Here is a 26095-nt window from a genome sequence, read left to right on the forward strand (position 1 = left end):
CAGACGGCTCAAAGTGGTATCAATAACGTCTACGACCATACTTACGCATACAATTGAGGTACTGCCTGCGATAGGCGCGCGAGCTGATCACTGACACCCTGCCGGGCTGGTGCACACTTCTCACAAGATTGGCGGCCCTGGCCTTACAAAACAGTTCCCTGCGGCCGATGTTACGATCCGAACTGCGCAAACTGCGCAGCTGACTAACACGCCGGGGAGATTCATACTTGGGTGGGTAGGCTCGCTGATAGATTTCCACCTGGCGTGCGAGGGGATTGCGATTGTAATTGCGCCAGTTAGCTGGCGGTGTGACTACGACAAATTGGTTGTCCTGCGGGTCAAACTCAAAAAAGGTGCCATTGCCCGCCCGCCGGTAGTCCTTTCCATTTAGGAAAAATGAAGTACCCGTAGGTACTTCCGGCACCCTAGCTCCCAGAGGCGGTTCCACTCGGGTATACCCATCCGGCCCCTGGCGATAGAAGTATCCACCCACGTAGAAATAAATCTCATCATTGGCTTCAACAAGGCGCGCCCCATCCGGCAGGCGCTCCGCCTGCGTTTCCGCTAGGGGTGCTGAGGTAATAGTCATTAACAGCAGCGCAAACAGGAAACGCATGAGACACCTCGACGAGCAATTAAGTGTCGCAGAAGTGTATTGTCAGAGAACATTGTTCCCCAATTTATTTAAATAAAACTGTGACCGTAAAACTGGTCAGCTATCCCCCTCAATACTGGTACCATCCTCATCACGTACCACCTCTGAGAGTATCTTCACTTCCTGCCCCGGCTGCAGGCGCTCAGCACCGCGAACAATCACCCGGTCACCACTATCGAGGTCACCATAAACGGCTATCCACTCTCCATCACCGCTACCAATACGGACCGACAAGCGCTCCGCTTTATCCTCATCGCCCACGCGGAATACAAAGGTGTCACCATTACGCAGAACCAGAGCGTCCCGCGGCACCACCATAGTCGCGCGGGCTTCGGCCAGGGGCACAGCGACCTGGACCGGCATTCCTACAATCCAGTCCCACTGTTGTGGTGCGCTCTGCGGTAACTTCACCATCAGCTTCACCCGCCGCGAATTATCACTGGCCACGGGTACAAACTGGCGCACCTGGCCAGTGAAAACCTGGTCGCTGGTGCGCTCTCCTTCAGAGCGAGATACCACATCACTGCGCACGGCTATGGTATCGCCAGCAGCGATCAACGGCAGAGCGGCTAGCGGGATATCCGCTTCCACTTCGAGTTGCGACATATCCAGGGCACGCAATAACTCGGAACCTGTGCGCACATACTCCCCTGCCTGTAATTCACGGCTCGCCACCAAAGTATCAAAAGACGCATCAATTTTGGTTTTGGAGAGTTCGTAAGCTCGCCTGTCTCTTTCAATTTGCGCAGCCAGCAGATCCTGGGCCATTGCCTCGCGCTCGGCGTGCTGTTCCTCCAGCGCCGAGCGCGAAGTACTATTGGTTTCCGCCAGCTTGCTCAACCGCTGCAGCTGGGCATCCATATAAGTGAGGCGTGCCTGTAATTGCGCTATCCGGCTCTCGCTGTTACGTAATTGAAGGCGCCAGTGCGTGGCATCCAGCTGTGCCAGGCGCTGGCCTTTTTTCACCAGGCTGCCCGGCTCGGCGACAAATTCCAGCACGCCATCCAATTCAGAGGAAATCAGGATATCGCGACGACTCACCACCTCCCCGGCAGACCATTGGCTCGGCACCACTTCACGGGTTTGCGCCCTATCGACAGTGACTGCCACTGCCCCGCCCTGAGCCAAAACCGGCTCGGCGATGAGCAGGGACAAGGCGGCCCCGGCTAAAAACTTTCTCATTGGGAACTCCTCACAGCCAATCTTTGGCGCAGGCGGGTAAATTGCGGTAGTGGCACACGCCCGGTCTGCAGCAGCGCCGGCAACAATATCAAGGTAAATAGGGTACTGACTGCCATGCCGCCGACGATCACCGCAGCCAGCCCGCGATAGATCACACTGCCCTCACCCGGCGCGACCAGCAGGGGTAACATACCGAACACACTGGTCAGGGTACTCATAAAGATCGGGCGCAGACGCAGGCGCAATGCCTGCTCTACTGCCTCTACCCGGCTAGCGCCGGCATCTTCCGCAGCACGGGTCTGGTGCACCAGCAGAATGGCATTGTTCACTACCAGGCCCAGCAAAATAACGAAGCCAATCATGGTGAGAAGATCGAGAGGCTGGAAGCCAATTAAATTCAGGAATTGTAGAGCCAACACTCCACCCACCGTGGCAAGTGGCACGGTGAGCAAAACCAGCCCAGCATCACGCAAAGAGCGGAATAAGGCACTCATCAACAGGAATAGAATCAACAACGCCAAAACAAAATTCTGTGACAGGGATACCAGGGCCTTATCCAGATCACTGGCATTACCACCCACCAGAATACTGCCATCATCCGGCAGAGCCTCGCGGATTTGCGGCAGCACTTCCGCCTCCAGCTGCGCGCGAACTTCCTCCAGGGACACATCATCGGGCGGCACAATATTCAATGTAATAGTGCGGCGACCATCCACCCTGCGCAGGTTGCCCGGACCCACAGTGCGCTCAACATTGGCAAGCTGGTTGAGCGGCACTACCTCACCGCGGGGCGTGACCAGCGGGGTATTCTGCAACTGCTCCGGGGTGCTCCAGGGCTGTGCCTTGAAAATCACATCCAGACGTTTTTCCCCGTCAAAATATTCGCCCACATAGAGACCATTACCCAGGGTGCGAATCAAGCTGCCCATATCCTGACGGTTCCAGCCCTGCTCCAGCATTGCACGGTCGTTCGGGCGCACAGTTAGCTCAGGTTCCGATAAAGAAAGCCCCGGATTGGTCTGCACCGGTGTGCCCGGCATCACCTCTTCCATGACTTCCACACCACGGGCGGCGGCACGCATCAGGCCATCGGCATCGCGCGACTGTAAGTGCAAAGCTATCCGGCGATCTCCACCGAATTGGCCAAACAGATTGCCGCGGGCAGCAAATCCCTGAAAATCGGGAATATCCACCAGGATTTCCTCACGCAGCAGCCGCTCCATCTCCTTGGCCTGGTCCATATCCTTAACGCGCACACCCATGGTGCCGCCATTGGGCCAGGAAATAATGTAATAGTTCTTCAGGGCCGGCTCCCGCTCACCACTCATATAGGGTGCCATGCGCCGGTCCAGCTCATTGACGATTTCCTTTTCGATTGTTTTGGTGTTGGTGGACGAAGGGAAATTCATCCACACATCCACCGCATCCCTTTTTACCGGGGGTAAATAATCGAGGTTTGGTAAAAGAAAATATGTCGCGGCAACAGGTACCAACAGGAAGCCACCTATGACCTGCCAGCGACGAGCGCGTGTGCTGGTTAGTGCCATTACCTGGGAAGTGATTTTTCCCCAAACGCGCGCCAGGCGATCCTCGCTGGAAATAGGGGGCAGCCAAAGCTTCGCCGCCAGTGGCACTATTGCCACAGCGGCCAGTAGGGAAAACACCACTGCCACGGCAATAGTCAGAGCCAAGTCCCCAAATACCTGCCCTTCGACACTATTGAGGAAAAATACCGGCAGGAAGATCGCCACAGTTGTTGCTGTGCTCGCCAACAGTGCTCCCCAAACCTGCCCGGCTCCCTGCTCTGATGACTCCTCGGGGCCGAGGCCTTTTTCCCGTAGACGCACAATATTTTCCAGCACCACAATCGCGGCATCGAGCACCATACCTGTGGCAAAGGCGAGGCCGGCGAGGGAGATGACATTCACACTGCGTCCGGCAGCGGACAGCACTACAAAGGTCGAGAGCAGGGAAATAGGGATCGCCGCCGCAACAATCAGGGTGGCACGCATACGCCGCAAGAACCACCAAAGCACCCCTACCGCCAGCAGTATGCCCAGTATCAGATTGCCGCCGAGCAAATTCAGGGCGCGGTAAACAAACACCGAGGCATCGAAGGACTGCACCAGCACCAGCTGTTCGTTTTTCAGTTTGGTTTCGTTCAGCTCCGCAACTTTCCGCTTTACCAGCTCCAGGGTGGCAAGCATATTTGCGTCGTTGGTGCGGTTAATGCGCATAGATACCGCAGGATTGCCGTTCTGCGTTGTAACCCCACGGGACTCAGACGGTCCAACCCGCACCTCGGCAATATCGCCGAGTCGCACCGGTTGGCCATCGCGCCACTCCAGCACCAGCTCAGATAAATCGGCCGGCTCATATTCACCGACAAAACGCAATGTGTAGCGGCGACGCCCCACATCGGTAAATCCACCAGAGACGTCCCGCGCCGAGGCCAGCTGACGGCTGATCGCCGGCAACTGAATGCCCAGCTCAGCCGCTTTCCAGGGGTCAAAAATGACTTGCAGCTCCTCCTGTGCGGCGCGACCGGACTGAGCTTCCACACTGGAAACACCCGGTACAGACTCCAGCTCCGGCCGCAGTACATCCTCAATCAGACCTGCATAGTCATCGAGGTGATTGGCGTTACCAGGCAGTTTTTGCAAAAAGAAATAGGTGAGAGCGGTGGCATCGCCGCCCCATCCTCCAAGCATAACCCTCGGCGGCTCCGCATCCCGCGGCAGTGGCGGCAGGCTGCTCATACGACTGATCACATCGATCAGCACCTTATCCATATCGGTGCCCATGGTGAATTCCAGGTTCACCCAGGCGCCGCCTCGACCTGCATTCACCTCCATGGTTTCCAGGCCAGTGAGGCCCTGCAGTACCGATTCGATAGGCTCGACTATTTCCGCCTCCACCTCTTTCGGCGCGGCGGCACGCCAGCCAGCTTGGATGGCAATACGGGGGTTTTCTATATCGGGGAAAAGCTGTACCGGCAGGCGACTGGCAAGAAAAGCTCCCAGTAATACAGCCAATACCACAGCCACGCCGGCTGCGGCGGGGTTTTTCAAAGCGGCTCTCGTCAGCGCCATTCCATAGGCCCTTGTTTTTTAGTTATAAATACAGAATAAGACGGAGCTTCCCGCCCCTGTTTACTGATTTCCGAAAAAACCATGCAGCTTTTTACACAGACTTCATGCTTTTGGGCTCACACTATTGCTGCACTGTCCTATGCCGCGTAATTCATCCGGAAAAAGCTTGCCGGACCAACCAGTGTGAAGGCTAATGCAATAAAAACGGCAAACAAGAGACTTGCGATCAAGTGCCGGGAATTATCGATCAGGCCACATCCGATATTTTCCAATGATGTGGCCCACAGGAAAGTTAAAGGAAGTGCTGCACTTTGCTCTTGTAGCTGCGGCTCATTTTCAGGCACTCACCATTATCCAAAACCAAATGGTATTCCCCATTTATATGCGCCCTAATTTCGCGCACGCGGCTCAAATTCACAATGGTGGAGCGGTGGATACGCTGAAATAGTTTAGGGTCCAGCTGTTGCTCCAATTCTTTCATGGTGATACGCATGACATGGGTTTCACCCTGAGCGTGTACACACATGTAATCCCCGGCAGCATCAATCCAGTCAATCTCTCGCGCTGGGACCAGGGTGATTTTCCCCGAATCCTTAACTGCAATTTTGTCTGGATAGGCACTACCGGCAAACTGGCCACTCACCAGCTTTTGCTCTAAGGCCTCCGGAGACTCCTTGGTTAAATCCGCCACAGCCTCCAGCAATTGCTCACGCTGGATGGCAATATCTGCAGTGGACATTTTCTCGCGAGCGCGCGCCAGCGCCAACGCTAAACGCTCCTCTTCAATGGGCTTTAATACATAGTCCACTGCATTAACTTCAAACGCCTCTACAGCGTACTGATCGTAAGCAGTGACAAACACCACTTGCGGCAACTTCTCTAAAGGAATCTGTTGCACAAGCTGCAGCCCATTGATGCCCGGCATCTGGATATCCACAAAAGCCACATCGGGCCCGAATTCGAGAATTTTTTCCAGGGCATCTCGGCCATTACCACTCTCCGCGACCACTTTTACACCAGGCATCTGCTCCAAGCGCAGCCGCAGGCCACGGCGGGCCAGGGGTTCGTCATCGACAATAATTGCGGTCAGGTTTTCAACTGCACTCATCTCGTTATTCCTGTTCATAGGGAATGCGAATGTTTACCGACAGGCCGCCCTCCGGGCGATTGCGGAAACGCACTCTCTGATCCTCGCCATACAATGCGCGCAGGCGCTCGCAGGTATTGCGAATGCCAACACCATAGCCCTTGCCAATCAGGCGCAACTCCTTTTCCGACATGCCTGGACCATTGTCTGTGACTTCCAACAGAAGCTCTCCAGCAAAGACCCGCGCTTTGATACCGATTTCCCCGCCCCACTCCAACTGGGAAATGCCGTATTTAATCGCATTTTCCACCAGAGGCTGCAGCAACAGGCTGGGCACCAGCGCCTGAGGCGACTCTCCCTGTAAATCCAGGCGCACACCGAGACGATCGGCAAAGCGCACTTTCTCAATATCCAGGTAGAGCATCAGTGCCTCCACCTCCTTGGCCAGGGTGACCTTTTGCATGGGGTCGTTGTCCAGGGAGTGGCGCAGGAACTGTGACAAACGCATTACCATATTGTTGGCGGTGCGCCCATCGTTATCCAGGATCAGTGTGGAAATGGCATTGAGAGTGTTAAACAGGAAGTGGGGATTTAACTGGTAGCGCAACATTTTCAGCTGGGCTTGGTGCGCCATAGATTCAGCACGCAGGGCCTTCGCCTGCTGGGTCTGCGAGGTTTGATAATACTTAATGCCGTAATACAGTGCCGCCCAGGTGGTGAGAATCATAAATGAATAGGAAAACCAGTAGGTGGCTTGCCAAACCGGGTTTTCATCGCTCACTTTACCGTACAACCACAAAAAACCTCCGAACTTGATGGCTGCCCAGAGCGCGGCTACCAGCACTACCAAGAGCAGTGACCCCAGGAAACGGGTTGCCGGGGGCTTGTTCCACAGGCGCTGGAAGCCATAGCGCATGGAACCGCTCAGCAAAATCCCGGCAGTGGTGGCCATGGCGATATAGCCCGAATGGACCCAGTGGTCTTTTACCCAGAAAAAACTACTGATAAAAGTCATTAGGGTGTAGCCGGCCCAACCGCTGAGCTGCAGGGCCCAGTATTGGGACTTATGGCTCGAAAGGCGCTGTGAAAGCCACTGAAATGCTTTATTTCCCATAATCTCCCGCTGAAGACATCAAAATATGGTGTCGATTTGACACTTTTGTATGGCTTCATACTAAATGGGGTCGATCGCCGGCGAAACACCAACCGGCGCAGCACAGGGACAAACTGCCGCATGTCATACTGGTTATTCAAATCCGAACCGGACGAATACAGCCTGCAGGACCTCGCCGCCGAAAACACTGGCAGCGGACGCTGGGATGGAATCCGCAACTTTCAGGCGCGCAACTTCCTGCGCGATCAGGTCTCAGTGGGCGATGGAGTATTGTTCTATCACAGTGCCTGCAAGGTGCCAGCGGTGGTGGGTACCGCCGAAGTGGTAAGGGCCGCCTATCCAGACCCGGCCCAATTCGACCCTGAGAGCAAATACTTCGATCCCAAGGCCAGCCACAGCGATCCTCGCTGGTACTGTGTCGATGTAACCTGGCGCAGTGAGTTTGCACGACCTGTTCCACTGGCCGAAATCAAGAAGATCCCTGAACTTGAGGGGATGGTACTGGTTAAGCAGGGGCGCTTGTCGATACAGCCTGTAAAAGCAAGTGAGTGGGACACTATTCTCGAACTCGGACTAAGCTGACGGCATAGCGACGCCTTTGGCGCCGCTGCGGGTAATTTAGTTATCTTCGTGAGGGGAACGTCCCACGCTGTACCAGTCAAGTTTTCTGGTCAACACCATAGTGCAGCTAAGTACCGCGAATACCAGCAGTGACCCCATCAGCAGGGCGTAATCCTCAGCACTGAGCAATCCATACAGGAGTCCGTAAAGCGCTGCCAGCAGAGCGGCAAAACCCAAACCCCGACGCCAGCTTCGCAACACAGAACTGGTATAGAAACCAATCAGGCCGACACAGGCTGCTGCAGAAACTGCATAGGCCTTGGCAAAAGCAATATGCTCCGACAGCGATAACAACAATAGGTAAAACAACGCCAGCGCCAAACCCACCAGTGCGTATTGCACCGGATGCACGGACAGTCGCTTGAGTACTTCAAACAGGAAGAAAGTGGCAAAGGTCAAAGTGAGGAATAGCAGTGCATATTTAATCGCCCGATCAGTCTTCAGGTACTGATCCACAGGGTCAAGAAAGCTGACGCCAAAGCTGCGCCCGAGTAAATTTGCACACTCGCTATCTTTCCCACACTGCTGCAACACCTCTTCCAGGTTGGTCGCAAAGAAACTGGTCTGCCACTCGGCAGTGAAACCGCGATCGGTGATCTCTCGGCGACTCGGTAGGTACTCGCCGATAAAGCTGGGGTGGGGCCAGTCAGCAGCCAGCATCACCCGGCTATCGCGACCTACCGGCACCAACTGCAAATGCTCGGTACCCTGCAAGTTCAGATCAAAGGCAAATTCCAGGTCCTGACCACCCTCTGGATTTATCATGGACAGTTGCGCATGAACACCCGCGCCAAGCATAGAGGTACCACTGCCGGGCGCGAACTCCAGACTTTCGTTATTCAAACGCAATTTCAGGTCTTTACGAATACCTCGAATATCACTGATACCAACGGAGAGGAAGGGTGCATCAAAGCGATATTGATCCAGTTTTTCACCCAAACCCAACTTCTGTGGCAACCGAAACACCCCACTCACCTTGCTATCACTATGGTAAAGAAGCGCCTCATAAATACCCCGAGCGCGGCGCTCGGTGCCCAGTTCGGCATCAAAAATAAATCGCTCCGGCAGAAAATACAGCCGCCCACTGGTTTCACGCTGTTCCTGATAACGTTCGCCAGTTTGGTCGTTTATCTTCAGGTGCTGCACTGTTCTGGTATATGGCATTATCAGAATAGGCCCAACGATTTTCTGGCTGTAACTGGAACTTCGGGCAATATCCCGAAGTACTTCTCCCTGGTATCGCTGCCGCTCATCGATCAAACCGCCAATCATAGTCAGCGGTATCAACAGCAATAACACCAAAAAGGCGATCGCGCCCAATTTAAATGCCAGGGTTCGGTTCATGGTTCAGACCTCAGTGTCGAATTTCGATCTGCTGAGTCTGAGCGGCCCGGGTGGGATGCCGATGGGGTCTAAAAGGAGATTTTGTGGAGATTATGTGAACTTTGGCCTTCAACTTAATCAGCTGGCAAAGTCAGGCGCACCTCAACACCTCTCTCCACATTGGCGATAGTCAATTCACCACCGTGCAGTTCGACCACTTCCTTTACAAAGTTGAGTCCCAGACCAGTACTTTTACGTCCACCACTGGGACGAGGCAGTGAGTAGAAACGCTCCGTCAGGCGCGCCAGGGCATACTCGGGAATAGCTTCAGCCTGGTTGTATAGGCAGATTTCTATCCATCCCTCACACCGCCCGGCGCCAATGCGAAGCAGGCCACCTTGTGGAGTGAAATCCAATGCGTTGTCGAGCAAATTGGCCAGGGCCTGGTTCAATAAGAAACGCTCGCCATACAATCTCAGAGTATCTTCCACTGCCCACTCCATACTAAAACCGCCAGCGGTAATACGCGCCTGTCGGGCCTGCAACAGCTCTTCCACCAAGTGTGCCAGTGGAATGGCCTCCCTCTCCTCCAGCCCCTGACGCTGCTCTACCTGGGCCAAGTGCAACAATCGTTCGCTCAACTGCTGTAAACGAGAGGTCTCCTGTTGAATATTGCTTATGAAACGCCGGCGCTGATCCGCGGGCATCTCACTATCGAGCAGTTCAGCAGCACCGCGAATGGCCGCCAGCGGACTTTTCAATTCGTGGGTCAGAGTATGCACATAGCGCTCAACATAATTCTTGCCTTCTAACTCAGAGCGCATCTGTTCCAGGGCCAGTGCCAGCTGCCCCAGCTCACCATCAGACATTTTCGGTGGCTCGACTCGTTGCCCCGCACTCACAGCCTGGGCATACTGGGTCAGTTTCCCCAGTGAGCGGCCCAGCCACCAGGACAACAGGGCGCCGACCAATAATCCCAGTACGACCAATCCCACCCCCAGCCACATCAAACGCCGTTGCGACCGATCAATATAAGGCTGTAGGGTTTGATTGGGCTTGGCCACGGAGACCACGCCGATAATTTCTTCACGGTCGAGTATGGGCGCCGCCACATACATCACCGAGGAATCCGGGTTGTCAGGATCTTCACGCGTAGAGCGCGCACCGTAATCGCCACGCAGGGTTAGGTAGACATCATTCCAACGAGAATAGTCCTGGCCGACCGCCCGACCGCTGGAATCCAATAAAACTCGGCCGAAAGCATCAGTGACATAAATTCGGTGATTCACCTGGCTCTTGGTCAGTCCCCAGATATTTGCCTGTGGCTGACGCCGACCATAAGCTTCCAGCAACTCAGGTAGTTGGCTCTGAGCCAGATTACCGCTCCTGACATCATCACGCAGGATTTCCGCCAGCAAGTTGGCAGTATCTACCAGGGTTTCCTCGGTGGATTGGCGTACCCCGGGACGGATCTCCTCCATCACCGTATTCAATACAAACCAGCTGGCCAAGCCAACAAACAGGAAATAGACAGCGAAAATACGAATGCCCAATGACATTTTAGGATTCCAGGCAGCAGCTATACCCCAAGCCCCGGTGGGTCTGTATTGGCTTGGCATCAGGTGCAATCATTCGCAATTTGGCTCTCAGCCCTTTGATGTGACTATCGATATTACGCTCATAACCCGCCTCCAGTGCCACACCCAGTGCATCGAGTAATTGTGCACGGGAAAACACTCGTCCCGGCTGGGTTAACAGGGTTTCCAGCAGGCGATATTCATTGAGCGTCAGAGGTAATAACTGCTCGCGGAAATGAATCTGGTAACTCCCCTGCTCTATGCGGAAAGGTCCTTTCAGCTCTGTTTTTTGTGACTTATCGGAGCCCGATGTCATGCGTTTAAGGATGGCCTTAACCCGCGCCACCACTTCGCGCGGACTGAAAGGTTTCACCACATAGTCATCAGCACCGATCTCGAGCCCCACTACCCGGTCTATTTCTGCATTGCGGGCAGTGAGGAATATTACCGGCACTTCGGAGAAACGACGCAACTGCTTACAGGCTTCGAAGCCACTGATATCCGGCAGTCCCACATCCAGGATCACCAGGTCGAAAGGCTCATTCTCAAGCAGCACCAGCGCCTCGCCGGCCACCCCCACCCAGCGAGTGGTAAACCCCTCGGTCTGCAGGGCATAGACCAGGGTATCGGCAATAGCGCCTTCATCTTCAACGATCAGTATTTTTGGCATAGGACCCCAAGCTCAAATTCTGCCAGTGTACCTATTTTTTACTGAGCCCTACGCTTGCTTTAGCCATAACTCAAATAAAATCAGAGATTTCATCCAGGGATTTTCTGGCAATCGCCGGCACCTGGGCGCCCTCCGCCGGCAGCCCGGCCACCAAAATCATATAGGGCTTTTCCTCAACCGGGCGACCGAGAATTTCATTGAAAAATTTCATCGGGCTGGGGGTGTGGGTAAGAGTAGCCACACCGGCATTATGCAAAGCGGCAATCAACATGCCAGTAGCAATACCCACTGATTCTGCTGTGTAATAATTTTTTAATCGCTCACCACTTTCCGCACTGGAAAATTTCTTCAGGAAAATTGCGATCAGGTAAGGGGCGGTTTCCAGGAAAGGTTTGTGCGCATCCGTACCCAGTGGTTCCAAGGCATTGAGCCACTCTTCAGGGGCCCGCCGCTGGTAAAACTCACGCTCTTCCTCCTCTGCTGCCTGGCGAATGCGGCGTTTAACCTCCGCACTTTCAACTACGACAAAATGCCAAGGCTGCATATTAGCCCCGCTGGGAGCACTGCCCGCAGCACGCACGGCATCCTCGATAACTTCACGAGGTACGGGCCTTGCAGAGAAGTCCCGCACCGAGCGGCGCCGGCGCATCAGTCGGAAGAACTCACCTGCACGACGGCGCATCTCATCATCGTCAAGGTGGGTAAAATTCAAGGGCTGGAATATTTTTTCAGTCGTCATATCCAGCCCCTCAAACCACACCTTTGGTCTGTGCGATAAACACACTGAGCAGTGACAAGAGAGTTAGTACAACCACAACCACCAGCAGCAATAACCAGGGCCTGAAGGGCTTTCGCTCCACCTGATTCACACCACTTTGCAGGTACTGATCGACCCGGGCCTGGTCTTCTGCGGACAGTTTCTTTTGGGGGTATCGGACATTGGCTCTTTCGCTCGTTATTGTTTTGTCCCGAGTGTAGGAGAAAGCGAAAAGTGACTCCACAAAAAACGCCATCTCCTATTGCTTAATATTATGAAACAGCGAAATTCCCGGGAGACTGATATCAGGGCCACTCCCTATACCCAGGTTTCCCAAGCGAAGGGAAGTGGGCCCAAGTTACCCTCAACCGGCAAACAAGTAATAACTTTATTAGATAATTTTATAAGAAAAGTTCAATTAAAGCCTGAAGGCTAACGTTATGAATTCGTTACAAAATATGCCCAGGTGAGTATTTATTGAAGAATGAAATTCCTGGACTCTGTGTCTTACATGCACAGAGCCTTGAGGCTAAGGCCGCCCGCTCAGGGATCAGTCAAACTTATTAGGCTAGCGAGCGCATCTGGAGCCAACAATGAAAAACGTACTGACAAAGTAGCCAGTGCGGATAATTCCAAAAGTTGTGGAGAAAACAATAATAATGCGCTCATCAATAAAAGCCCTGATGCAAAAAACAGCAATCGCAACGGCAGTTTCGCTTGCGTGTGCTACCCCTTTCGCGGCTCATGCGAATGAGACCGGCCTGACTGACGGCATCATCATCAAGTACAAGAAAAACTCAAAAATTGGTCATGGTGCCAAGCTTGCACAAGACACTATTGATAAGGCCTCTCAGCGAGCCGGCCACAAGTTACGCCACAAGCGCCGTATGGCTTCAGGAGCCCAAGTTATGCGCCTAGAGGGCCGCAAAAGCAAGGCGGAACTGAAAAAAATAGTTGAGCGGCTAAAGCAGGACCCCAATGTCGAGTACGCAGAACCAGATTTATTGATGCGTCCAATGGCAACTCCGAATGATCCCAGTTATTGGAATCAATGGCACTACCGGGAATCCACAGGTGGCCTCAATCTGCCCTCAGCCTGGGATGTCACACAGGGTGAGGGCGCTGTAGTAGCCGTCCTTGATACCGGCTATCGCCCCCATCACGACCTGGTCGACAACCTGCTACCTGGCTACGATATGATTTCCAATACGTTTGTCTCAGTCGATGGCGATGGACGTGATGGCGATGCCACTGACCCAGGTGACTGGCACACAGACAATGCCTGCCAGAGTGATGACCCCAGAAATTACGAAAGCGACAGCAGCTGGCACGGTACCCACGTTGCCGGCACTATCGCAGCCACTACTAACAATAATATGGGAGTGGCCGGCGTCGCTTACAAAGCCAAGGTGGTCCCAGTTCGAGTACTCGGCCGCTGTGGCGGTCTGACTTCAGATATCGCAGATGCCATCGTTTGGGCTGCAGGGGGCAGTGTTTCCGGTGTACCGACTAATGCCAACCCGGCACAGGTTCTCAATCTGAGCCTCGGTGGTGAGGGTGCCTGTGGCTCGGCCTACCAAACGGCTATTAATACCGCACGCAGTCTCGGCGCAACCGTTGTCGTGGCCGCCGGTAATGACGATGATTACGCAAGTAGATACACCCCAGCGAGCTGTGATGGCGTTATCACCGTTGCCGCAACAGATCGCGATGGCGGCCGCGCTTACTATTCCAATTACGGCAATGCAGTCGATATGGCCGCTCCTGGGGGCGCACAGAGCTTCGCCAATGATTCCAATGGCATCCTCTCGACAGACAATAGCGGTACCAGAAGCCCCGGAAGTGATGCCTACTACTACAGCCAAGGCACCAGCATGGCCGCGCCACATGTTGCCGGCGTAGCCGCTTTACTTTACTCGGTAGACCCGAACCTGACTCCAGATGAAGTTGAATCCGTACTCAGTAACACTACCCGTAGCTTCCCATCTTCATGTACTGGCTGTGGTGCAGGCATCGTCGATGCTGCGGCTGCGGTAGCGTCTATTACCGGAAATGGCAATACCGGCAACGGCACCAGTCTTGTGGAAACTAATGTTGCAGGTGCGTCTGGCAGTTGGCTGACATACCAGATTGAGGTAGAGCCAGGCATGTCCTCCCTGGATATTGAGATATTCAACGATAACGGTGAAGTCGACCTTTATGTTAGTTACGGAAGCAGCCCGACCAGGGGGAGCGTAGTGAATGATACTAAGAATTGCGTACCTTACGAGTGGGTAGGAAACACCAACGGATATAACACTGAGAGCTGCTCTTTCAATAACCCCTCTGCCGGTACATGGTATATCGCCCTGCATGGCTACGAAGCATTTAACGGACTGACTTTGACTGCTGAAGCCAAGCCGTGACAAGCTTTGAAACCTAAACAACCAAAATAAAAAAGCCCCGCGATGCGGGGCTTTTTGGGACTCTCTCCAGACCCCTTAGAACAGCTCGTCCTCCAGATCCATAAGGGTCGCGCTGCCGGCATTTACACTTGCAGCCAGTGCTTGGGTGCGCGGCAGCAAACGCGCAAAATAGAATCGCGCAGTTTTCACCTGACCTTTGTAGAAGCTATCTGCCTCCTGCTGGTCCAGTGCTACTGCAACCACCTTGGCCCACATAAAGGCGTAGGCCACATAACCGAATAGATGCAGGTATTCTACAGATGCCGCACCAGGCGCGTGGGGATCTTCTTGGGTAGCCGCAATCATCTTCTCGGTGGCCTCGCGCAGGCGCTGCAGCTCGATTGCCAACGGCTGCACGAACTCCGCCATCGCCTCTCGATCCACCTGGCTGTCGATAAATTTCTGTACATCCGCGGCAAACAGCTCAAACAGGGCACCACCGCTGGCGACAGTTTTACGGCCCACCAGATCCAGGGCCTGGATACCGTTGGTACCTTCGTAAATCTGGGTGATGCGCACATCGCGCACCAGCTGCTCCTGACCCCACTCACGAATATATCCGTGGCCGCCGAATACCTGCTGACCGATTACGGTGCAGTCCAGGCCCATATCGGTGGTAAAGGCCTTGGCCACCGGGGTCAGTAATGCCACCATGGATTCGGCATTCTTCTTCTCTTCACCCTCACCGAACTTGGAAATATCCAACCACTGGGCCACATAAGTGGACAGGGCGCGGCCACCACCAACCAGAGCTTTCTGGGTGAGCAGCATCCGGCGCACGTCAGGGTGTACGATAATCGGATCGGCTGCTTTCTCTGGCTGCTGGGCACCGGCCGGAGAGCGGCTCTGAATACGGTCGCGAGCGTATTCCCGGGCATTCTGGTAGGAGCGATCGGAAGCGCCGAGGCCCTGGATACCTACACCCAGGCGCTCGTAATTCATCATGGTAAACATGGCGGCGAGACCCTTGTTCTCTTCGCCCACCAGCCAGCCCTGGGCTCCATCGAAATTCATCGCACAGGTGGCGGAGGCTTTGATGCCCATCTTGTGCTCAATAGAGCCGCAATTCACGTTATTGCTCTCGCCAACACTGCCGTCTTCGTTCACTTTGTATTTCGGCACCAGGAAAAGGGAGATGCCTTTGGGGCCCTGGGGTGCGTCCGGCAGCTTGGCCAGTACCAGGTGAATAATGTTATCGGACAGGTCCTGGTCGCCGCCGGTAATAAAAATCTTGCTGCCGTTTATGCTGTAGCTGCCATCCTCGCGGGGCTCTGCCTTGGTGCGGATAATCCCAAGGTCGGTGCCCGCATGGGGCTCGGTCAGGTCCATGGCGCCAGCCCAGGTGCCCTCATACATCTTGGGCAAATATTTCTGTTTCAGCTCTTCGCTGGCATGGGCATCAATCGCCAGGCAGGCGCCGTTGGTCAATACCGGGTAGAGAGCAAAGGAAATATTGGAGGCATTGATCATTTCCTCGACTTGAGCACCCAACATTTTCGGCATACCCATACCGCCATACTCCGGGTTACCCAGCAGTGCGCCCCAGCCGCCCTCGCAGAAAGTCGCATAGGCTTCCTTGAAGCCCTCCGGGGTGGTTACAACCCCCTCATTCCAGTGACACCCCTCCTCATCGCCGCTGCGATTGATAGGGTCCAGGGTATTGGAAGCCAGCTTGGCCATTTCTTCGAGAATCGCATCTGCGGTCTCGCGATCTACCACCCCAGCAAGTCCGGGCAGTTCCGTCCAGAGTTTTTCTGCAGCAAAGACTTCGTGCAGCAGGAAGTTCATCTCCCGCAGGGGCGCCTTGTAGTCGGCCATGCTCCCAATCCTCATTCAAGTGTTTCAAACGCTTGTTTGAATCTAGGGCCGAAGGCGGGCAAAGTCAACTGGTTTGGGCCCTCTCGGGTCCCGGATGGAACGGCCTTTACGGTGGGTTCTTCAGGCGGGTAGCAACGGGCGGATATCCAGGTTTTCGGCTGCCTCACGATAATCCCGCCCCTCGCTATGGGGCAGTACACCGAGTAATGATGCAGGTATCAGAGCTTCAAGGGTGGCCAGATTCTCCTCGGCTCGCTCCATGCCCGGACGAACAAAGTTAGCCACCCAGCCAGCCAACGGCAGACCATCACGGCGGATAGCCTCGGCAGTAAGTAGAGCGTGGTTGATACAACCCAGCTGCATACCCACCACCAGTACCACAGGGATATTCAGTTCCCTCGGCAACTGGGACAGGAAGCTCCTTGGTCCCAGAGGGGTACGCCAGCCTCCAGCGCCCTCAATCAGCACCAGGTCGGCGCCGGCAGACATCACACCACGGCAAACGCCCGCCATACGTGACACACTCAACTGCTTTCCCGCCTCAATAGCGGCAATATGAGGTGCGATTGCAGGCTCTAGCGCAAAAGGGTTCACCTGCTGGTAAGGCAGCTGCAGGGTCATCGCCTCCCGCAATAGCAGGGCATCTTCATTACGCAATCCATCTTCAGTCCGCTCACAGCCAGACGCTACCGGCTTCACCGCAGCGGTTTGTAATCCCGCGTTTGCGCCTGCTGTAAGCAGGGCTGTACTGACAAAGGTCTTGCCCACTTCGGTATCGGTACCGGCCACAAAATAGGTTCTGCCCAAGGCCATCGCCTCCGCTAATCAAAAAAGTTCAATTTTTTTCTTGTGGTGACTTTTCACGCCATCAACTTGATGATAATTTAGCCATGTAGCGCAGATTTTGAACAAATCAAGCCGAGCACTGATAACAAAGGCACGGGGTAGCGCTAACAAAATAACTCCCCCAAAAGGGGAAAATGCTCTGCAGGGACGCGGAAAATCTCGAAATAACTGAAAACATTCAAGCAGCTTAGAGACCATGCGATACCTGACTCTTGCCCTATTGCTGGCGATGCCACTGCTCGCCTCAGCAAAAGTAACCCCTGTCGATCATGTTGTTGTGTACAAGTCGAAGAAGCTGATGCAGCTCATTCGCGACGGCCGGGTAGTGAAAAGCTACACAGTCTCCTTCGGCGATAACCCCAGGGGACACAAAGTCCGCCAAGGGGACGAGCGAACCCCAGAAGGACGCTACACCCTGGACTGGAAAAACCCCAATAGCCGCTTCTACCGCTCCATCCACGTGTCCTACCCGAATAAACAGGACCGAGCGCGGGCGGCCAGGATGGGGGTCAGCCCCGGTGGCGATATCATGATCCACGGCATCAAACCCGAATGGGCCTATATGGAAAACCACCTGCGCCGTAACAACTGGACCGATGGCTGTATCGCCGTAGCTTCCAACCGGGAGATGGATGAAATTTGGGCTCTGGTGAAAACCCCCATCCCCATCGATATCTACCCTTGATTACCCCCCAGGGCCAGCTTCATATAAATCACCTCGTAACTCACCGGCAGCCCCTTTGGCTGCCGGAGACCTTCATAGGCTTCGGCCAACCGCTGTAACCGGGCTCGCCCAGTCATGCCTCGCTTGGCCGCGCGGTTGATATTATGTGCTCCCACACCTTTCAATTCCTTCATCAGCTGGCGCAGACTGTCGAAATGCAACAGGCGTTGCTCGTCGAGTACTTCACCACAAAGCTGCGATTGCGCCGCTGCCTCACGCCAGTTGGCCAGTGGCAGGAAGCGATTAACGTGAACACCGCTGTCTACCAGAGCCCAGCTATCGCGCAATTCTGCCAGGGTACCCGGCCCCAATGTCGCCACCAGACATTGTCCAGCGGGAGAAAGTACCCGACGCAACTCGGCGAATAACTGCGGCAATCGGTAGCACCATTGCAGTGCCATACTGGAGAACACCAGATCTACAGTACCATCCGCCAGGGGCAGTTGCTCCGCATCCGCAGTGATATAGCCATCTGCCAGCGGCCTCTCTGTGCGGGCAAAGCGCAACATGTCCTCTGCCAGATCCAGGGCGATAATTTTTGCCTTGGGAAAATGCTGGCGCAGCAACTCACTGCCAAAGCCGGTGCCACTGCCCAAATCAACAATGATACGAGGTTCCCAGTGGCGTTCCGCCATTTTCATCAGTTGACGGCACACCGCTCTCTGTATATGTGCGCAATCGTCATAGCTGGCGGCGGCACGGCCGAAGGAGCGCGCCACCGCAGATTTATCAAAGGGCTCTGACGCTAGGGCACTAGAGGGGGATAAACTCTCGACAAAGTGTCGTAATCGCTCTGCCACTTGGCGAGGTTGTGACAACTGTGGTTTGTGGCCGCAGCCCTCCATCACCTCTACTGCCGCACCATAGGCCTGGATTTCCTCTATGGCCGCCAGCGGCACCAGGGCATCCCGCTTGCCAAACAGGTGGAGAGCGGGGATTTCCAGCGACTGCAGAAGATCCCGATTATCCAGCTCTGCCAGGCAGTCCAGGGCCTTAACCCAGGCTCCGGGGTTAATGTTGGGTTTGCGCGCTTTCAGTTGCTTGACCAGGTCACGCATGGCGTTATCACCATGGGACTGCAGGGCGCAAAAGCGCTCCCAGGTAGCATAGGGATCCTGCACGAAAGCGCTACGGAACCTATCAAAAGTGCGACGGGGCATGCCGGGCCAATTGTCCCTCTCTACAAAGCAAGCATTGGCGGAGATGGTGACAACTCCATGGATTTTCTCTTGTCCTGGCCTGGCGGCAATCTGCAGAGCCAACATGCCGCCAAGGGAGTGCCCTACCAAAACACAATTTTGCGGTAGCGCTTGGTAAAGCTGTTGTAGAAGCACCTCTAGCCTTGGCCATGCCTGCTCCCTGCGTTCACCAAACCCCGGTAACTCGATACAAATCAGCGGTAGCCCCAGTTGTTCATGCACAGCCTCCAATAGTGGCTGCCAGGGCCCCTTGTCTCCGCCCCAACCATGCAAGAACACCAGGTTCTCTATCTGGCTCACAAGTGCACCGCCTTGTTTTCCCGGAGGACCTCCGCCAAGGCATTGAGAAGCGCATCGATTTGGTGATGGTTATGTGAAGCACTCAAGGTAATTCTCAGGCGGGCAGTACCCGCGGGCACTGTCGGAGGGCGAATAGCGCTCACCAAAAAACCGCGTTTTTCCAACTGTTCAGAAATAGAAATAGCGGTTTCTTCACAGCCGAGCAGGAGCGGCTGAATTGCGCTGGGGGAGTCAGCCAGAGGTAAATTCAATTGCCTGGCGCAGTGGCGAAAGTGGGCAATGTTAGACTCCAGGCGCCTGGTCAACTCAGGCTGTCTACGCATCAAATCAACAGCGGCAACACAGCCCGCGGCCACCGCCGGAGGCATCCCAGTGGTGTAGATGTACGTACGGGCAAATTGCACCAGATAATCAATCAGCTCGCGAGAACCAGCCACAAAGGCTCCGGCATTACCAGCGGCCTTGCCCAGGGTGCCCATGATCACTGGTGCCTGGGACTGGTCAAGACCCGCCGCAGTACAACTGCCAGCGAAAGGAAATTTTTCGCTGCCCATTACCCCAAATCCGTGAGCCTCATCCACCATCAACCAGGCACCATACTCACGACACAGATCAGCAATCTCTGCCATCGGCGCCAGGTCACCATCCATACTGTAAACACCGTCGACCGCCACCAGGATATTGCCACCTCGACTGGCAGCACGCCGTAATTGGCGATCCAGACCAATAAGGTCGTTGTGGGGAAAGCGCAAGCTGTTAGCGCCAGACAAGCGTGCTCCATCGATCAGTGAAGCGTGGTTGAGCTTGTCGGAAATAATATTGTCGGCACGGCCCAGTAACGCACAAAGCGTGCCCACATTAGCCATATAGCCACTGGAGAATACCAATGCAGCCTCGCGCCCGGTGACTTCAGCAAGACTGTATTGCAGCTGTTGGTGGACTTGCAAGTGCCCATTGACCAGGTGAGAGGCAGTGGTACCAGCGCCCAGCTCAGCTCCGGCCTGCTGGGCGCGGATGACCTCAGGATGGGTTGCCAGCCCCAAGTAGTCGTTGCTACTGAAAGTAAGCAGCTCTCGGCCATTAACCCTGGCCTCGGGCCCCGGCACCGAATCCAGAGTCTTGACTTCCCGGTAGAGGTTACGCCTGCGCCGCTCATCTAGGCGCTGGCGCAGGGTTTGATCCAGGGTCATTTGGCCGCGTCGTAGAAAAAGGCATCGTTTTGTCGCTCGCTGATCTGGGCGGTCAGCTCAGCTTCCACTTCTGATTCGTCAGCGTATTGCTGGTATTCCTCCGGCAGGATTCCCAAGCGGTTGAACAACTGCATATCTTTGTTGGCCTCAGGGTTAGCGGTGGTCAGCAGCTTCTCCCCATAGAAGATGGAGTTGGCACCGGCGAGGAAAGCCATTGCCTGCATTTCATCGCTCATTTGCTCACGTCCGGCAGACAGGCGCACATGGGACTTGGGCATCATAATTCGGGCCACGGCAATACAGCGGATAAACTCGAAGGGGTCCAGATCCTTTTCCTGCTCTAACGGCGTACCCGCTACTTTTACCAACATATTGATCGGCACCGACTCCGGGTGTTCAGGCAGGTTGGCCAGCTGCATCAGTAGCCCTGCGCGATCTTTGTCCCCCTCACCCATACCGACAATGCCACCAGCGCAGACCTTCATACCGGCCTCGCGCACCCTACCCAGAGTCTCAAGACGGTCCTGGTAGGTGCGGGTGGTGATAATCTCACCATAATACTCCGGTGAGGTGTCCAGATTGTGGTTGTAATAGTCGAGCCCGGCATCCGCTAATTCCTGCGCCTGGTCATCATTCAGCATACCCAGGGTCATACAGGTTTCCATACCCAGCGCTTTAACTTCACGCACCATCTGGGTGACGTAGGGCATGTCCTTTTTCTTGGGCGAGCGCCATGCAGCACCCATGCAGAAACGGGTAGCGCCGCCGGCTTTGGCCGCCCTGGCCTCCTCCAAAACCTTTTCCACCTTCATCAGCTTTTCCCGCTCCAGCCCGGTATCGTAGCGAGCACTCTGGGGGCAGTAGGCGCAGTCTTCCGGACAGGCGCCAGTCTTAATCGAGCAGAGCGTGCTCACCTGCACCCGGTTAGCATCAAAATGCACCCTATGCACCTGCTGGGCGGTAAATATCAGGTCGCTAAACGGCAGGGCAAAGAGGTCCAGAATCTGCTGGCGGGTCCAATCGTGGCGGATCTCAGCGGCGGGTAATTGCTGGGCGGCAGTCACAGGGCTTACTCTCTCTAGTTGCTGGAGTTATTCGTACTGTTTTTTTATTCGCAGGGCCGTGGTGACTATCACTAATTGCAGTGGCAGACTCGACCAAACAGACTGGCCAGTTTAGCCAGGCCCGTATCGCTGTCAACTCAATCACCCGATTATGGTTTACAGGATTATCTCCCCACTGTTTATTACCCGAAACCTGGCCCAATGCCTTTTATGTGGTGACCGGGCCGGCGATTATGGGATCTGCCCCGCTTGCATAGAGGATCTGCCCTTTCTGGAAAACGCTTGCGAGACCTGTGCTTTGCCGCTGCTGCCGCCCTCCCAGCTTTGCCCCGCCTGCCTGAGGCAGCCACCACACTACAGCCGAGTCCGCGCCGCCTGGCATTATGCTTACCCGATAAACCAACTGATACAACGCTTCAAATACCATGGCGACCTGGCTGCGGGTCACAGCCTTGCCCAGTTGGCCGCCCAAGCGTTAAAACCAGCCAACCAAGGGCCGGACCTGCTTGTCCCCATCCCTCTTCACTGGCGTCGTTATTGGCAGCGCGGCTATAACCAGGCGCAGTTGGTAGCAGCTGAGTTGGGAAAGCAGTGGCAACTACCGGTACGCCCTCGATTACTGCGAAAATTCGGTGCCACCCAGACACAATCTCAATTGCGCCGTAACCAGCGCCTGCGCAATTTACTCCATAGCTTCTCTGTCGATGAGAATGTTGAGAGGCTACACATCGGCCTGGTAGATGATGTGTTGACCACCGGCGCCACTTTGGAAGCAGCAGCGCTGAAACTGCTTGAAGCAGGCGCAACCAAGGTAAGTGCCTTTATTTTGGCCAGAACGCCATGACTCATCGGCGCGACCGCAGATAGACCAGTAGTCACAATAGCGTCACAATATTATGCCTTGCCGTTCTGGCACGAAAGTCCCACATCAGCCAGCGCTGCTAAGGTTCTATTCAGTGACTAATTGCTCGCACGATTTTTGGTGCGGGCCAGGAATTCAGCGATGAGTGAGTACAAATTGCCACGGGGCATTGTCATCAGCGGGACAGGCCTATGGACCCCACCAGAATCTATCAGCAATGAAGAGTTGGTAGATGCTTACAATACCTACGCTACACAGTATAACCTGAAGCACGCGCAGCAAATTGAAGATGGGGAACTGCAAGCCAAACCCCAATCCTCTGCAGAATTTATCGAGAAAGCCTCAGGGATTAAAAGCCGTTATGTAGTTACCCGCGAGGGGATTCTCGACCCAGAGCGCATGCGCCCATTTATCCCCGAGCGCAATGACGACGATCTCTGTGTACAGGCCGAGATGGGCGTGAATGCTGCCAAATTGGCGCTGGAAAAAGCCGGTAAGAAAGCCTCCGATGTGGATATGGTAATCGTCGGCGCCTCTTATATGCAGCGTGCCTACCCTGCTATTGCTATCGAAATCCAGGGTGCTCTCGGTATCGACGGCTTTGCCTTTGATATGGAAGTCGCCTGCTCCTCAGCAACCTTCTCCTTACAACGAGCGGTAGATGCGATCAGCTCCGGCGCCGCGCGCACTGTGCTGGTGATTAACGCGGAGCTGGCCTCCCCTCAAGTGGACTTCACAGACCGCGATAGTCACTTTATCTTCGGGGACGTGGCTGTAGCCAGCGTAATCGAGCGCCGTGAGACATGCTCTGTAGATAGTGCCTGGGAAATACTCGGCACCAAAGCCAAGACCGTCTACTCCAACAATATCCGCTCAAACTTCGGATATGCAGCGCGCGCCGCGGATGTTGATCCCTTCGGCCCTGGCAAACTGTTCCGCCAGAACGGTCGCAAGGTTTTTAAGGAGGTTTGCCCCATGGCTGCAGCCCATATTGAGGCGCACCTGCAGGAAACCGATACCAATCCGCAAAGCGTGAGCCGCTACTGGCTACATCAGGCCAATATCAATATGAACAACCTGATCGCCAAGAAACTGATGGGAGACGAAGCCAGCATCGAGCGCGCCCCAGTAGTACTCGACCGCTATGCCAATACCGCAAGCGCCGGTTCGGTAATCGCCTTCAACCTGCACAGTGACGACTTGCAGGTTGGAGATCGCGGCATTATCTGTTCCTTCGGCGCCGGCTATTCCATCGGCAGTCTGGTGGTAGAAAAGATCGCGGTCTGATTAGACTTACTTCAGACCTGAAAAAACCGGGCCGGGCCCGGTTTTTTTATTTCACTGCCTGGCCATCCTCTTCGCACTTCTCATCCAGCTCTTCGAGCAACTTTTCCGCCCAGGTGATCCAGGTCTTCTCCGCCTCAATACCCAACAACAGGGTCTGGTGCGCGAGCCAGTAGCGCTCTTGCAGGGCAATATCACTATTTAGTACTCGCTCGTTTTGCTCACTGTAGTTATCCAGAAGTCCCCGGTGAAGCCTTAGTTGCGTATTCAGTGCCGAGCGTAGCTCTTCCTGGCTCAGGTGGTGGCCGGCAAACATACGCACCAAGAAGGGCTCGCGGATCTTTTGCGGCGCCGCTGGCTGGGTCACCCAGTCGCGCAGTTCCATTCGGCCTTTATCAGTGAGGCTGTAGACTTTCTTATCCGGCTTTCCCTCCTGGGGCTGTTCCACGCAATTCAACAGACCTTCAGCGTGTAACTTGTGTAGTTCCCGATACATCTGCTGGTGGCTGGCGCTCCAGAAGTGCGAAACGCTGCGCTCGAAACGGCGCTTTAGGTCATAACCGCTGCCGGGCTCGATATCCAGCAAGGTGAGGACAGCATAGCGCAAGGACATAGGAACTCCGATTAAGCTTATGCAAAGAGTTGCATATTAACTGCTGAATAGCCCTTATAGCCAGGAGGCACCAGGAGCCAATAAGATAATTAGATTAATTTTCTAAAAAAATTTAGGATGTTTATCTCGACAAGTCTTACCAGTCGAGATGTAGGGGCTAGCATTTATGCCAATTGTAGATATAATCGCCGGCTTGCCGCCACCCTGTATCAGGCGGTCAGAAGTCTACGAGGTTTCCAGCTCCATGTCCGCGCCCGCAATCACTCCATCCAGCCCAGACGCCGACACAGAAACGCCCAATGCTCGCCGCTGGGACTTTCTGCTGGATATCTTCGCAATGAACAGCTTCTCCTGGGCTGTGGCAATTCCCATTGAGCTGGTCCTGGCCGGTATGAGCTGGAGTGAACACCTGAAAGTGCGACTGATGGCGCTGGTATTCAACACTCTGATAGCACGTCCTTTCAGTGTTTATCGCAGCTGGATTGTGAACAGATTTGGCGGAGGCGGTGTGGTCAATGCCTACCTCGTGGACACCTTCGTATTTCTGAGCTTTCAGTTTCCTCTGTATCTGTGCAATATGCGCCTCGGCGGCGCCAGCTGGGATGAAATCGCCACTGCCAGTATCACGTTTATGCTAATCGCCGGCGCTCTCGGGCGCCCTTATGGGATTTATCTCGACTGGGTGCGCCGAGTATGGATTAATAATGTCAGTTCCCTGTGGAGCAGAAGGGTCTCCTAGGCGAACAATAACACTCGACTGAGCATTACGAGAGAGAGGAAATTCGCTGTGTTGACCTATAACGCCATTGAGAAGAGTTCGATGACCATTGGCATAGTCGCCGGCACCCCCACAGATACCCGCTTTGGTCTCGATTTCCTTGCTGCACGACAGTTTCGCGGGCTGGGCCTTTCACTTTCAGCATCGCCACAAGCCCAGACCCAACTGCAAGCCCTGGAGCGCGGTGCCCTCACTCAGCAACTGATCGAAGCCATCAAGCAATTGCACGAAGCAGGTGCTGATGCTGCCATGATCTACTGCAACTCCCTTTCCGGTGCGGTAGATATGCCGGCAGTCAAAGCCGCCTCCCCCATTGAGGTTGTCTCGCCCCTGGAAGTCTACGCCGAGCTGACACAGCGCTATCGCAACTTTGGCCTGCTCGCAGCTAACTGCCAGAGTTGCGCCAATATCGAGCGTGAAATCCTCGAGCGCAATAAAACTGCAAAAGTAATTGGCATCGGCAACTTGCAGATTGTCGAGGATATTGAGGACGGTCTCGCCGCGGAAATGATCGTGCAGCAGCATGCCCTCGATGACCTCGTTGCCGCACTGGTAAAAAGCGGCGTGCAAATCCTGATCCTGGGTTGCACCCACTTTGATTATTTCTATCAGGAGCTACTCGCCCACTGCGATGGCATCCGTCTCTTCCTCCCTTCAGAGCGTATGTTACAGCTACTGCAGGAGCGTTTACCCCAGGCCGCCTAATTGCCTCAGGGTTTTATTCACAGGGAATCGCGCCGTTTAGCCTGAGTTGTGAACTCGCCAAACCTCGTACGCGTCCTGTAAAAAAGTCTGTCCTCCCAGCCTTTGTAATAGGCTGCAATTCCTACCTATTAACCCCTACAAAAAAATCGCCAATGCCTGATTGGCGCGATATTACTTGGATAGTAGAGAA

The 26095-nt window shown here is 54.7% G+C and carries 23 protein-coding genes; 7 read left to right on the top strand and 16 right to left on the bottom strand.

Annotated features, from left to right (window positions below; translation table 11 throughout):
• Positions 1–19 precede the first annotated feature (19 nt).
• The 5 genes from P3339_RS21150 to P3339_RS21170 all read right to left on the bottom strand — a co-directional run bounded on the left by P3339_RS21150 (position 20) and on the right by P3339_RS21170 (position 7130).
• Positions 20–616, bottom strand: coding sequence for a DUF6515 family protein (locus tag P3339_RS21150; protein ID WP_020411551.1), 597 nt, complete (start codon positions 614–616; stop codon positions 20–22).
• Positions 617–712: 96 nt separating this feature from the next.
• On the bottom strand, positions 713–1837 hold the full coding sequence (locus tag P3339_RS21155) for an efflux RND transporter periplasmic adaptor subunit (protein WP_282951800.1): 1125 nt from the start codon (positions 1835–1837) through the stop codon (positions 713–715).
• The gene (locus tag P3339_RS21160; protein ID WP_282951801.1) at positions 1834–4929 is read right to left on the bottom strand and encodes an efflux RND transporter permease subunit; all 3096 of its coding nucleotides are present in this window, start codon (positions 4927–4929) and stop codon (positions 1834–1836) included. The genes P3339_RS21155 and P3339_RS21160 overlap by 4 nt, the downstream gene beginning before the upstream one ends.
• Before the next feature lie 292 nt (positions 4930–5221).
• The gene (locus P3339_RS21165; RefSeq protein WP_020411554.1) at positions 5222–6037 is read right to left on the bottom strand and encodes a LytR/AlgR family response regulator transcription factor; all 816 of its coding nucleotides are present in this window, start codon (positions 6035–6037) and stop codon (positions 5222–5224) included.
• A 4-nt stretch (positions 6038–6041) separates the two neighbouring features.
• On the bottom strand, positions 6042–7130 hold the full coding sequence (locus P3339_RS21170) for a sensor histidine kinase (RefSeq protein WP_020411555.1): 1089 nt from the start codon (positions 7128–7130) through the stop codon (positions 6042–6044).
• 120 nt (positions 7131–7250) lie between these two features.
• Here P3339_RS21170 and P3339_RS21175 point away from each other — a divergent pair, with 120 nt between their 5' ends.
• On the top strand, positions 7251–7712 hold the full coding sequence (locus tag P3339_RS21175; RefSeq protein ID WP_282951802.1) for an EVE domain-containing protein: 462 nt from the start codon (positions 7251–7253) through the stop codon (positions 7710–7712).
• A 36-nt stretch (positions 7713–7748) separates the two neighbouring features.
• Here the strand turns inward: P3339_RS21175 and creD are convergent, their stop codons facing one another.
• From creD to P3339_RS21200, 5 genes are all read right to left on the bottom strand, one after another.
• Positions 7749–9095, bottom strand: a complete 1347-nt coding sequence (gene creD / locus P3339_RS21180) for a cell envelope integrity protein CreD (RefSeq protein ID WP_282951803.1) — start codon at positions 9093–9095, stop codon at positions 7749–7751.
• 113 nt (positions 9096–9208) lie between these two features.
• The gene (creC, locus tag P3339_RS21185) at positions 9209–10633 is read right to left on the bottom strand and encodes a two-component system sensor histidine kinase CreC (protein WP_282951804.1); all 1425 of its coding nucleotides are present in this window, start codon (positions 10631–10633) and stop codon (positions 9209–9211) included.
• A 1-nt stretch (position 10634) separates the two neighbouring features.
• Positions 10635–11321 carry a two-component system response regulator CreB gene (creB, locus tag P3339_RS21190; protein ID WP_282951805.1) on the bottom strand — a complete coding sequence of 229 codons (687 nt, stop codon included), beginning with the start codon at positions 11319–11321 and terminating at the stop codon, positions 10635–10637.
• A gap of 70 nt (positions 11322–11391) precedes the next feature.
• A complete protein-coding gene (locus P3339_RS21195) occupies positions 11392–12060 on the bottom strand; it encodes a nitroreductase family protein (protein WP_282951806.1) in 669 nt (222 codons plus the stop codon).
• Positions 12061–12070: 10 nt separating this feature from the next.
• Entirely contained in the window at positions 12071–12322 is a 252-nt protein-coding gene (locus tag P3339_RS21200; protein ID WP_282951807.1) for a DUF3094 family protein, read from the bottom strand.
• 415 nt (positions 12323–12737) lie between these two features.
• On the opposite strand from P3339_RS21200, the gene P3339_RS21205 reads away from it, so the two are divergent.
• Positions 12738–14483, top strand: coding sequence for a S8 family peptidase (locus P3339_RS21205; RefSeq protein ID WP_282951808.1), 1746 nt, complete (start codon positions 12738–12740; stop codon positions 14481–14483).
• Positions 14484–14558: 75 nt separating this feature from the next.
• Here P3339_RS21205 and P3339_RS21210 read toward each other — a convergent pair whose 3' ends face one another.
• Positions 14559–16340, bottom strand: coding sequence for an acyl-CoA dehydrogenase C-terminal domain-containing protein (locus P3339_RS21210; protein WP_282951809.1), 1782 nt, complete (start codon positions 16338–16340; stop codon positions 14559–14561).
• 120 nt (positions 16341–16460) lie between these two features.
• Positions 16461–17153, bottom strand: a complete 693-nt coding sequence (gene bioD / locus P3339_RS21215) for a dethiobiotin synthase (protein WP_020411564.1) — start codon at positions 17151–17153, stop codon at positions 16461–16463.
• 229 nt (positions 17154–17382) lie between these two features.
• Between bioD and P3339_RS21220 the strand changes: the two genes are divergently transcribed.
• A complete protein-coding gene (locus P3339_RS21220; RefSeq protein ID WP_020411566.1) occupies positions 17383–17871 on the top strand; it encodes a L,D-transpeptidase family protein in 489 nt (162 codons plus the stop codon).
• Here the strand turns inward: P3339_RS21220 and bioC are convergent.
• From bioC to bioB, 3 genes are read right to left on the bottom strand one after another with little or no spacing between them, the layout of a single operon-like run.
• Positions 17862–19409: a malonyl-ACP O-methyltransferase BioC gene (gene bioC / locus P3339_RS21225; protein WP_282951810.1), complete on the bottom strand. Its 1548-nt coding sequence runs from the start codon at positions 19407–19409 to the stop codon at positions 17862–17864. The two genes, P3339_RS21220 and bioC, sit on opposite strands and share 10 nt — an antisense overlap.
• Positions 19406–20599, bottom strand: a complete 1194-nt coding sequence (gene bioF / locus P3339_RS21230; protein WP_282951811.1) for an 8-amino-7-oxononanoate synthase — start codon at positions 20597–20599, stop codon at positions 19406–19408. Before bioF ends, bioC begins: the two co-directional genes overlap by 4 nt.
• Complete coding sequence (gene bioB, locus P3339_RS21235; RefSeq protein ID WP_282951812.1) at positions 20596–21663, bottom strand: biotin synthase BioB; 1068 nt, start codon at positions 21661–21663, stop codon at positions 20596–20598. The genes bioF and bioB overlap by 4 nt, the downstream gene beginning before the upstream one ends.
• Positions 21664–21814: 151 nt before the next feature.
• Between bioB and P3339_RS21240 the strand changes: the two genes are divergently transcribed.
• Positions 21815–22507 carry a ComF family protein gene (locus P3339_RS21240; protein WP_282951813.1) on the top strand — a complete coding sequence of 231 codons (693 nt, stop codon included), beginning with the start codon at positions 21815–21817 and terminating at the stop codon, positions 22505–22507.
• 159 nt (positions 22508–22666) lie between these two features.
• Entirely contained in the window at positions 22667–23812 is a 1146-nt protein-coding gene (locus P3339_RS21245; protein WP_282951814.1) for a beta-ketoacyl-ACP synthase III, read from the top strand.
• A gap of 46 nt (positions 23813–23858) precedes the next feature.
• On the opposite strand, the gene P3339_RS21250 is transcribed toward P3339_RS21245, so the two are convergent.
• On the bottom strand, positions 23859–24422 hold the full coding sequence (locus tag P3339_RS21250) for a PadR family transcriptional regulator (protein ID WP_020411572.1): 564 nt from the start codon (positions 24420–24422) through the stop codon (positions 23859–23861).
• A 166-nt stretch (positions 24423–24588) separates the two neighbouring features.
• On the opposite strand from P3339_RS21250, the gene alaE reads away from it, so the two are divergent.
• Together alaE and P3339_RS21260 are read left to right on the top strand one after the other, a co-directional pair.
• Positions 24589–25161: an L-alanine exporter AlaE gene (gene alaE / locus P3339_RS21255; protein WP_282951815.1), complete on the top strand. Its 573-nt coding sequence runs from the start codon at positions 24589–24591 to the stop codon at positions 25159–25161.
• Between the two features lie 48 nt (positions 25162–25209).
• Complete coding sequence (locus P3339_RS21260; protein ID WP_020411574.1) at positions 25210–25905, top strand: aspartate/glutamate racemase family protein; 696 nt, start codon at positions 25210–25212, stop codon at positions 25903–25905.
• Positions 25906–26095 lie beyond the last annotated feature (190 nt).

It is taken from the genome of Microbulbifer sp. MLAF003, from assembly GCF_030012965.1.
Classification (GTDB): Bacteria; Pseudomonadota; Gammaproteobacteria; order Pseudomonadales; family Cellvibrionaceae; genus Microbulbifer; species Microbulbifer variabilis.

Excerpts from the sequence above, each read along its gene's own strand:
- P3339_RS21150 (WP_020411551.1), bottom strand. The coding sequence starts at position 616 with ATGCGTTTCCTGTTTGCGCTGCTGTTAATGACTATTACCTCAGCACCC.
- P3339_RS21155 (WP_282951800.1), bottom strand. The coding sequence starts at position 1,837 with ATGAGAAAGTTTTTAGCCGGGGCCGCCTTGTCCCTGCTCATCGCCGAG.
- P3339_RS21160 (WP_282951801.1), bottom strand. The coding sequence starts at position 4,929 with ATGGCGCTGACGAGAGCCGCTTTGAAAAACCCCGCCGCAGCCGGCGTG.
- P3339_RS21165 (WP_020411554.1), bottom strand. The coding sequence starts at position 6,037 with ATGAGTGCAGTTGAAAACCTGACCGCAATTATTGTCGATGACGAACCC.
- P3339_RS21170 (WP_020411555.1), bottom strand. The coding sequence starts at position 7,130 with ATGGGAAATAAAGCATTTCAGTGGCTTTCACAGCGCCTTTCGAGCCAT.
- P3339_RS21175 (WP_282951802.1), top strand. The coding sequence starts at position 7,251 with ATGTCATACTGGTTATTCAAATCCGAACCGGACGAATACAGCCTGCAG.
- creD (WP_282951803.1), bottom strand. The coding sequence starts at position 9,095 with ATGAACCGAACCCTGGCATTTAAATTGGGCGCGATCGCCTTTTTGGTG.
- creC (WP_282951804.1), bottom strand. The coding sequence starts at position 10,633 with ATGTCATTGGGCATTCGTATTTTCGCTGTCTATTTCCTGTTTGTTGGC.
- creB (WP_282951805.1), bottom strand. The coding sequence starts at position 11,321 with ATGCCAAAAATACTGATCGTTGAAGATGAAGGCGCTATTGCCGATACC.
- P3339_RS21195 (WP_282951806.1), bottom strand. The coding sequence starts at position 12,060 with ATGACGACTGAAAAAATATTCCAGCCCTTGAATTTTACCCACCTTGAC.
- P3339_RS21205 (WP_282951808.1), top strand. The coding sequence starts at position 12,738 with ATGCGCTCATCAATAAAAGCCCTGATGCAAAAAACAGCAATCGCAACG.
- P3339_RS21210 (WP_282951809.1), bottom strand. The coding sequence starts at position 16,340 with ATGGCCGACTACAAGGCGCCCCTGCGGGAGATGAACTTCCTGCTGCAC.
- bioD (WP_020411564.1), bottom strand. The coding sequence starts at position 17,153 with ATGGCCTTGGGCAGAACCTATTTTGTGGCCGGTACCGATACCGAAGTG.
- P3339_RS21220 (WP_020411566.1), top strand. The coding sequence starts at position 17,383 with ATGCGATACCTGACTCTTGCCCTATTGCTGGCGATGCCACTGCTCGCC.
- bioF (WP_282951811.1), bottom strand. The coding sequence starts at position 20,599 with ATGACCCTGGATCAAACCCTGCGCCAGCGCCTAGATGAGCGGCGCAGG.
- P3339_RS21240 (WP_282951813.1), top strand. The coding sequence starts at position 21,815 with ATGGTTTACAGGATTATCTCCCCACTGTTTATTACCCGAAACCTGGCC.
- P3339_RS21245 (WP_282951814.1), top strand. The coding sequence starts at position 22,667 with ATGAGTGAGTACAAATTGCCACGGGGCATTGTCATCAGCGGGACAGGC.
- P3339_RS21250 (WP_020411572.1), bottom strand. The coding sequence starts at position 24,422 with ATGTCCTTGCGCTATGCTGTCCTCACCTTGCTGGATATCGAGCCCGGC.
- alaE (WP_282951815.1), top strand. The coding sequence starts at position 24,589 with ATGCCAATTGTAGATATAATCGCCGGCTTGCCGCCACCCTGTATCAGG.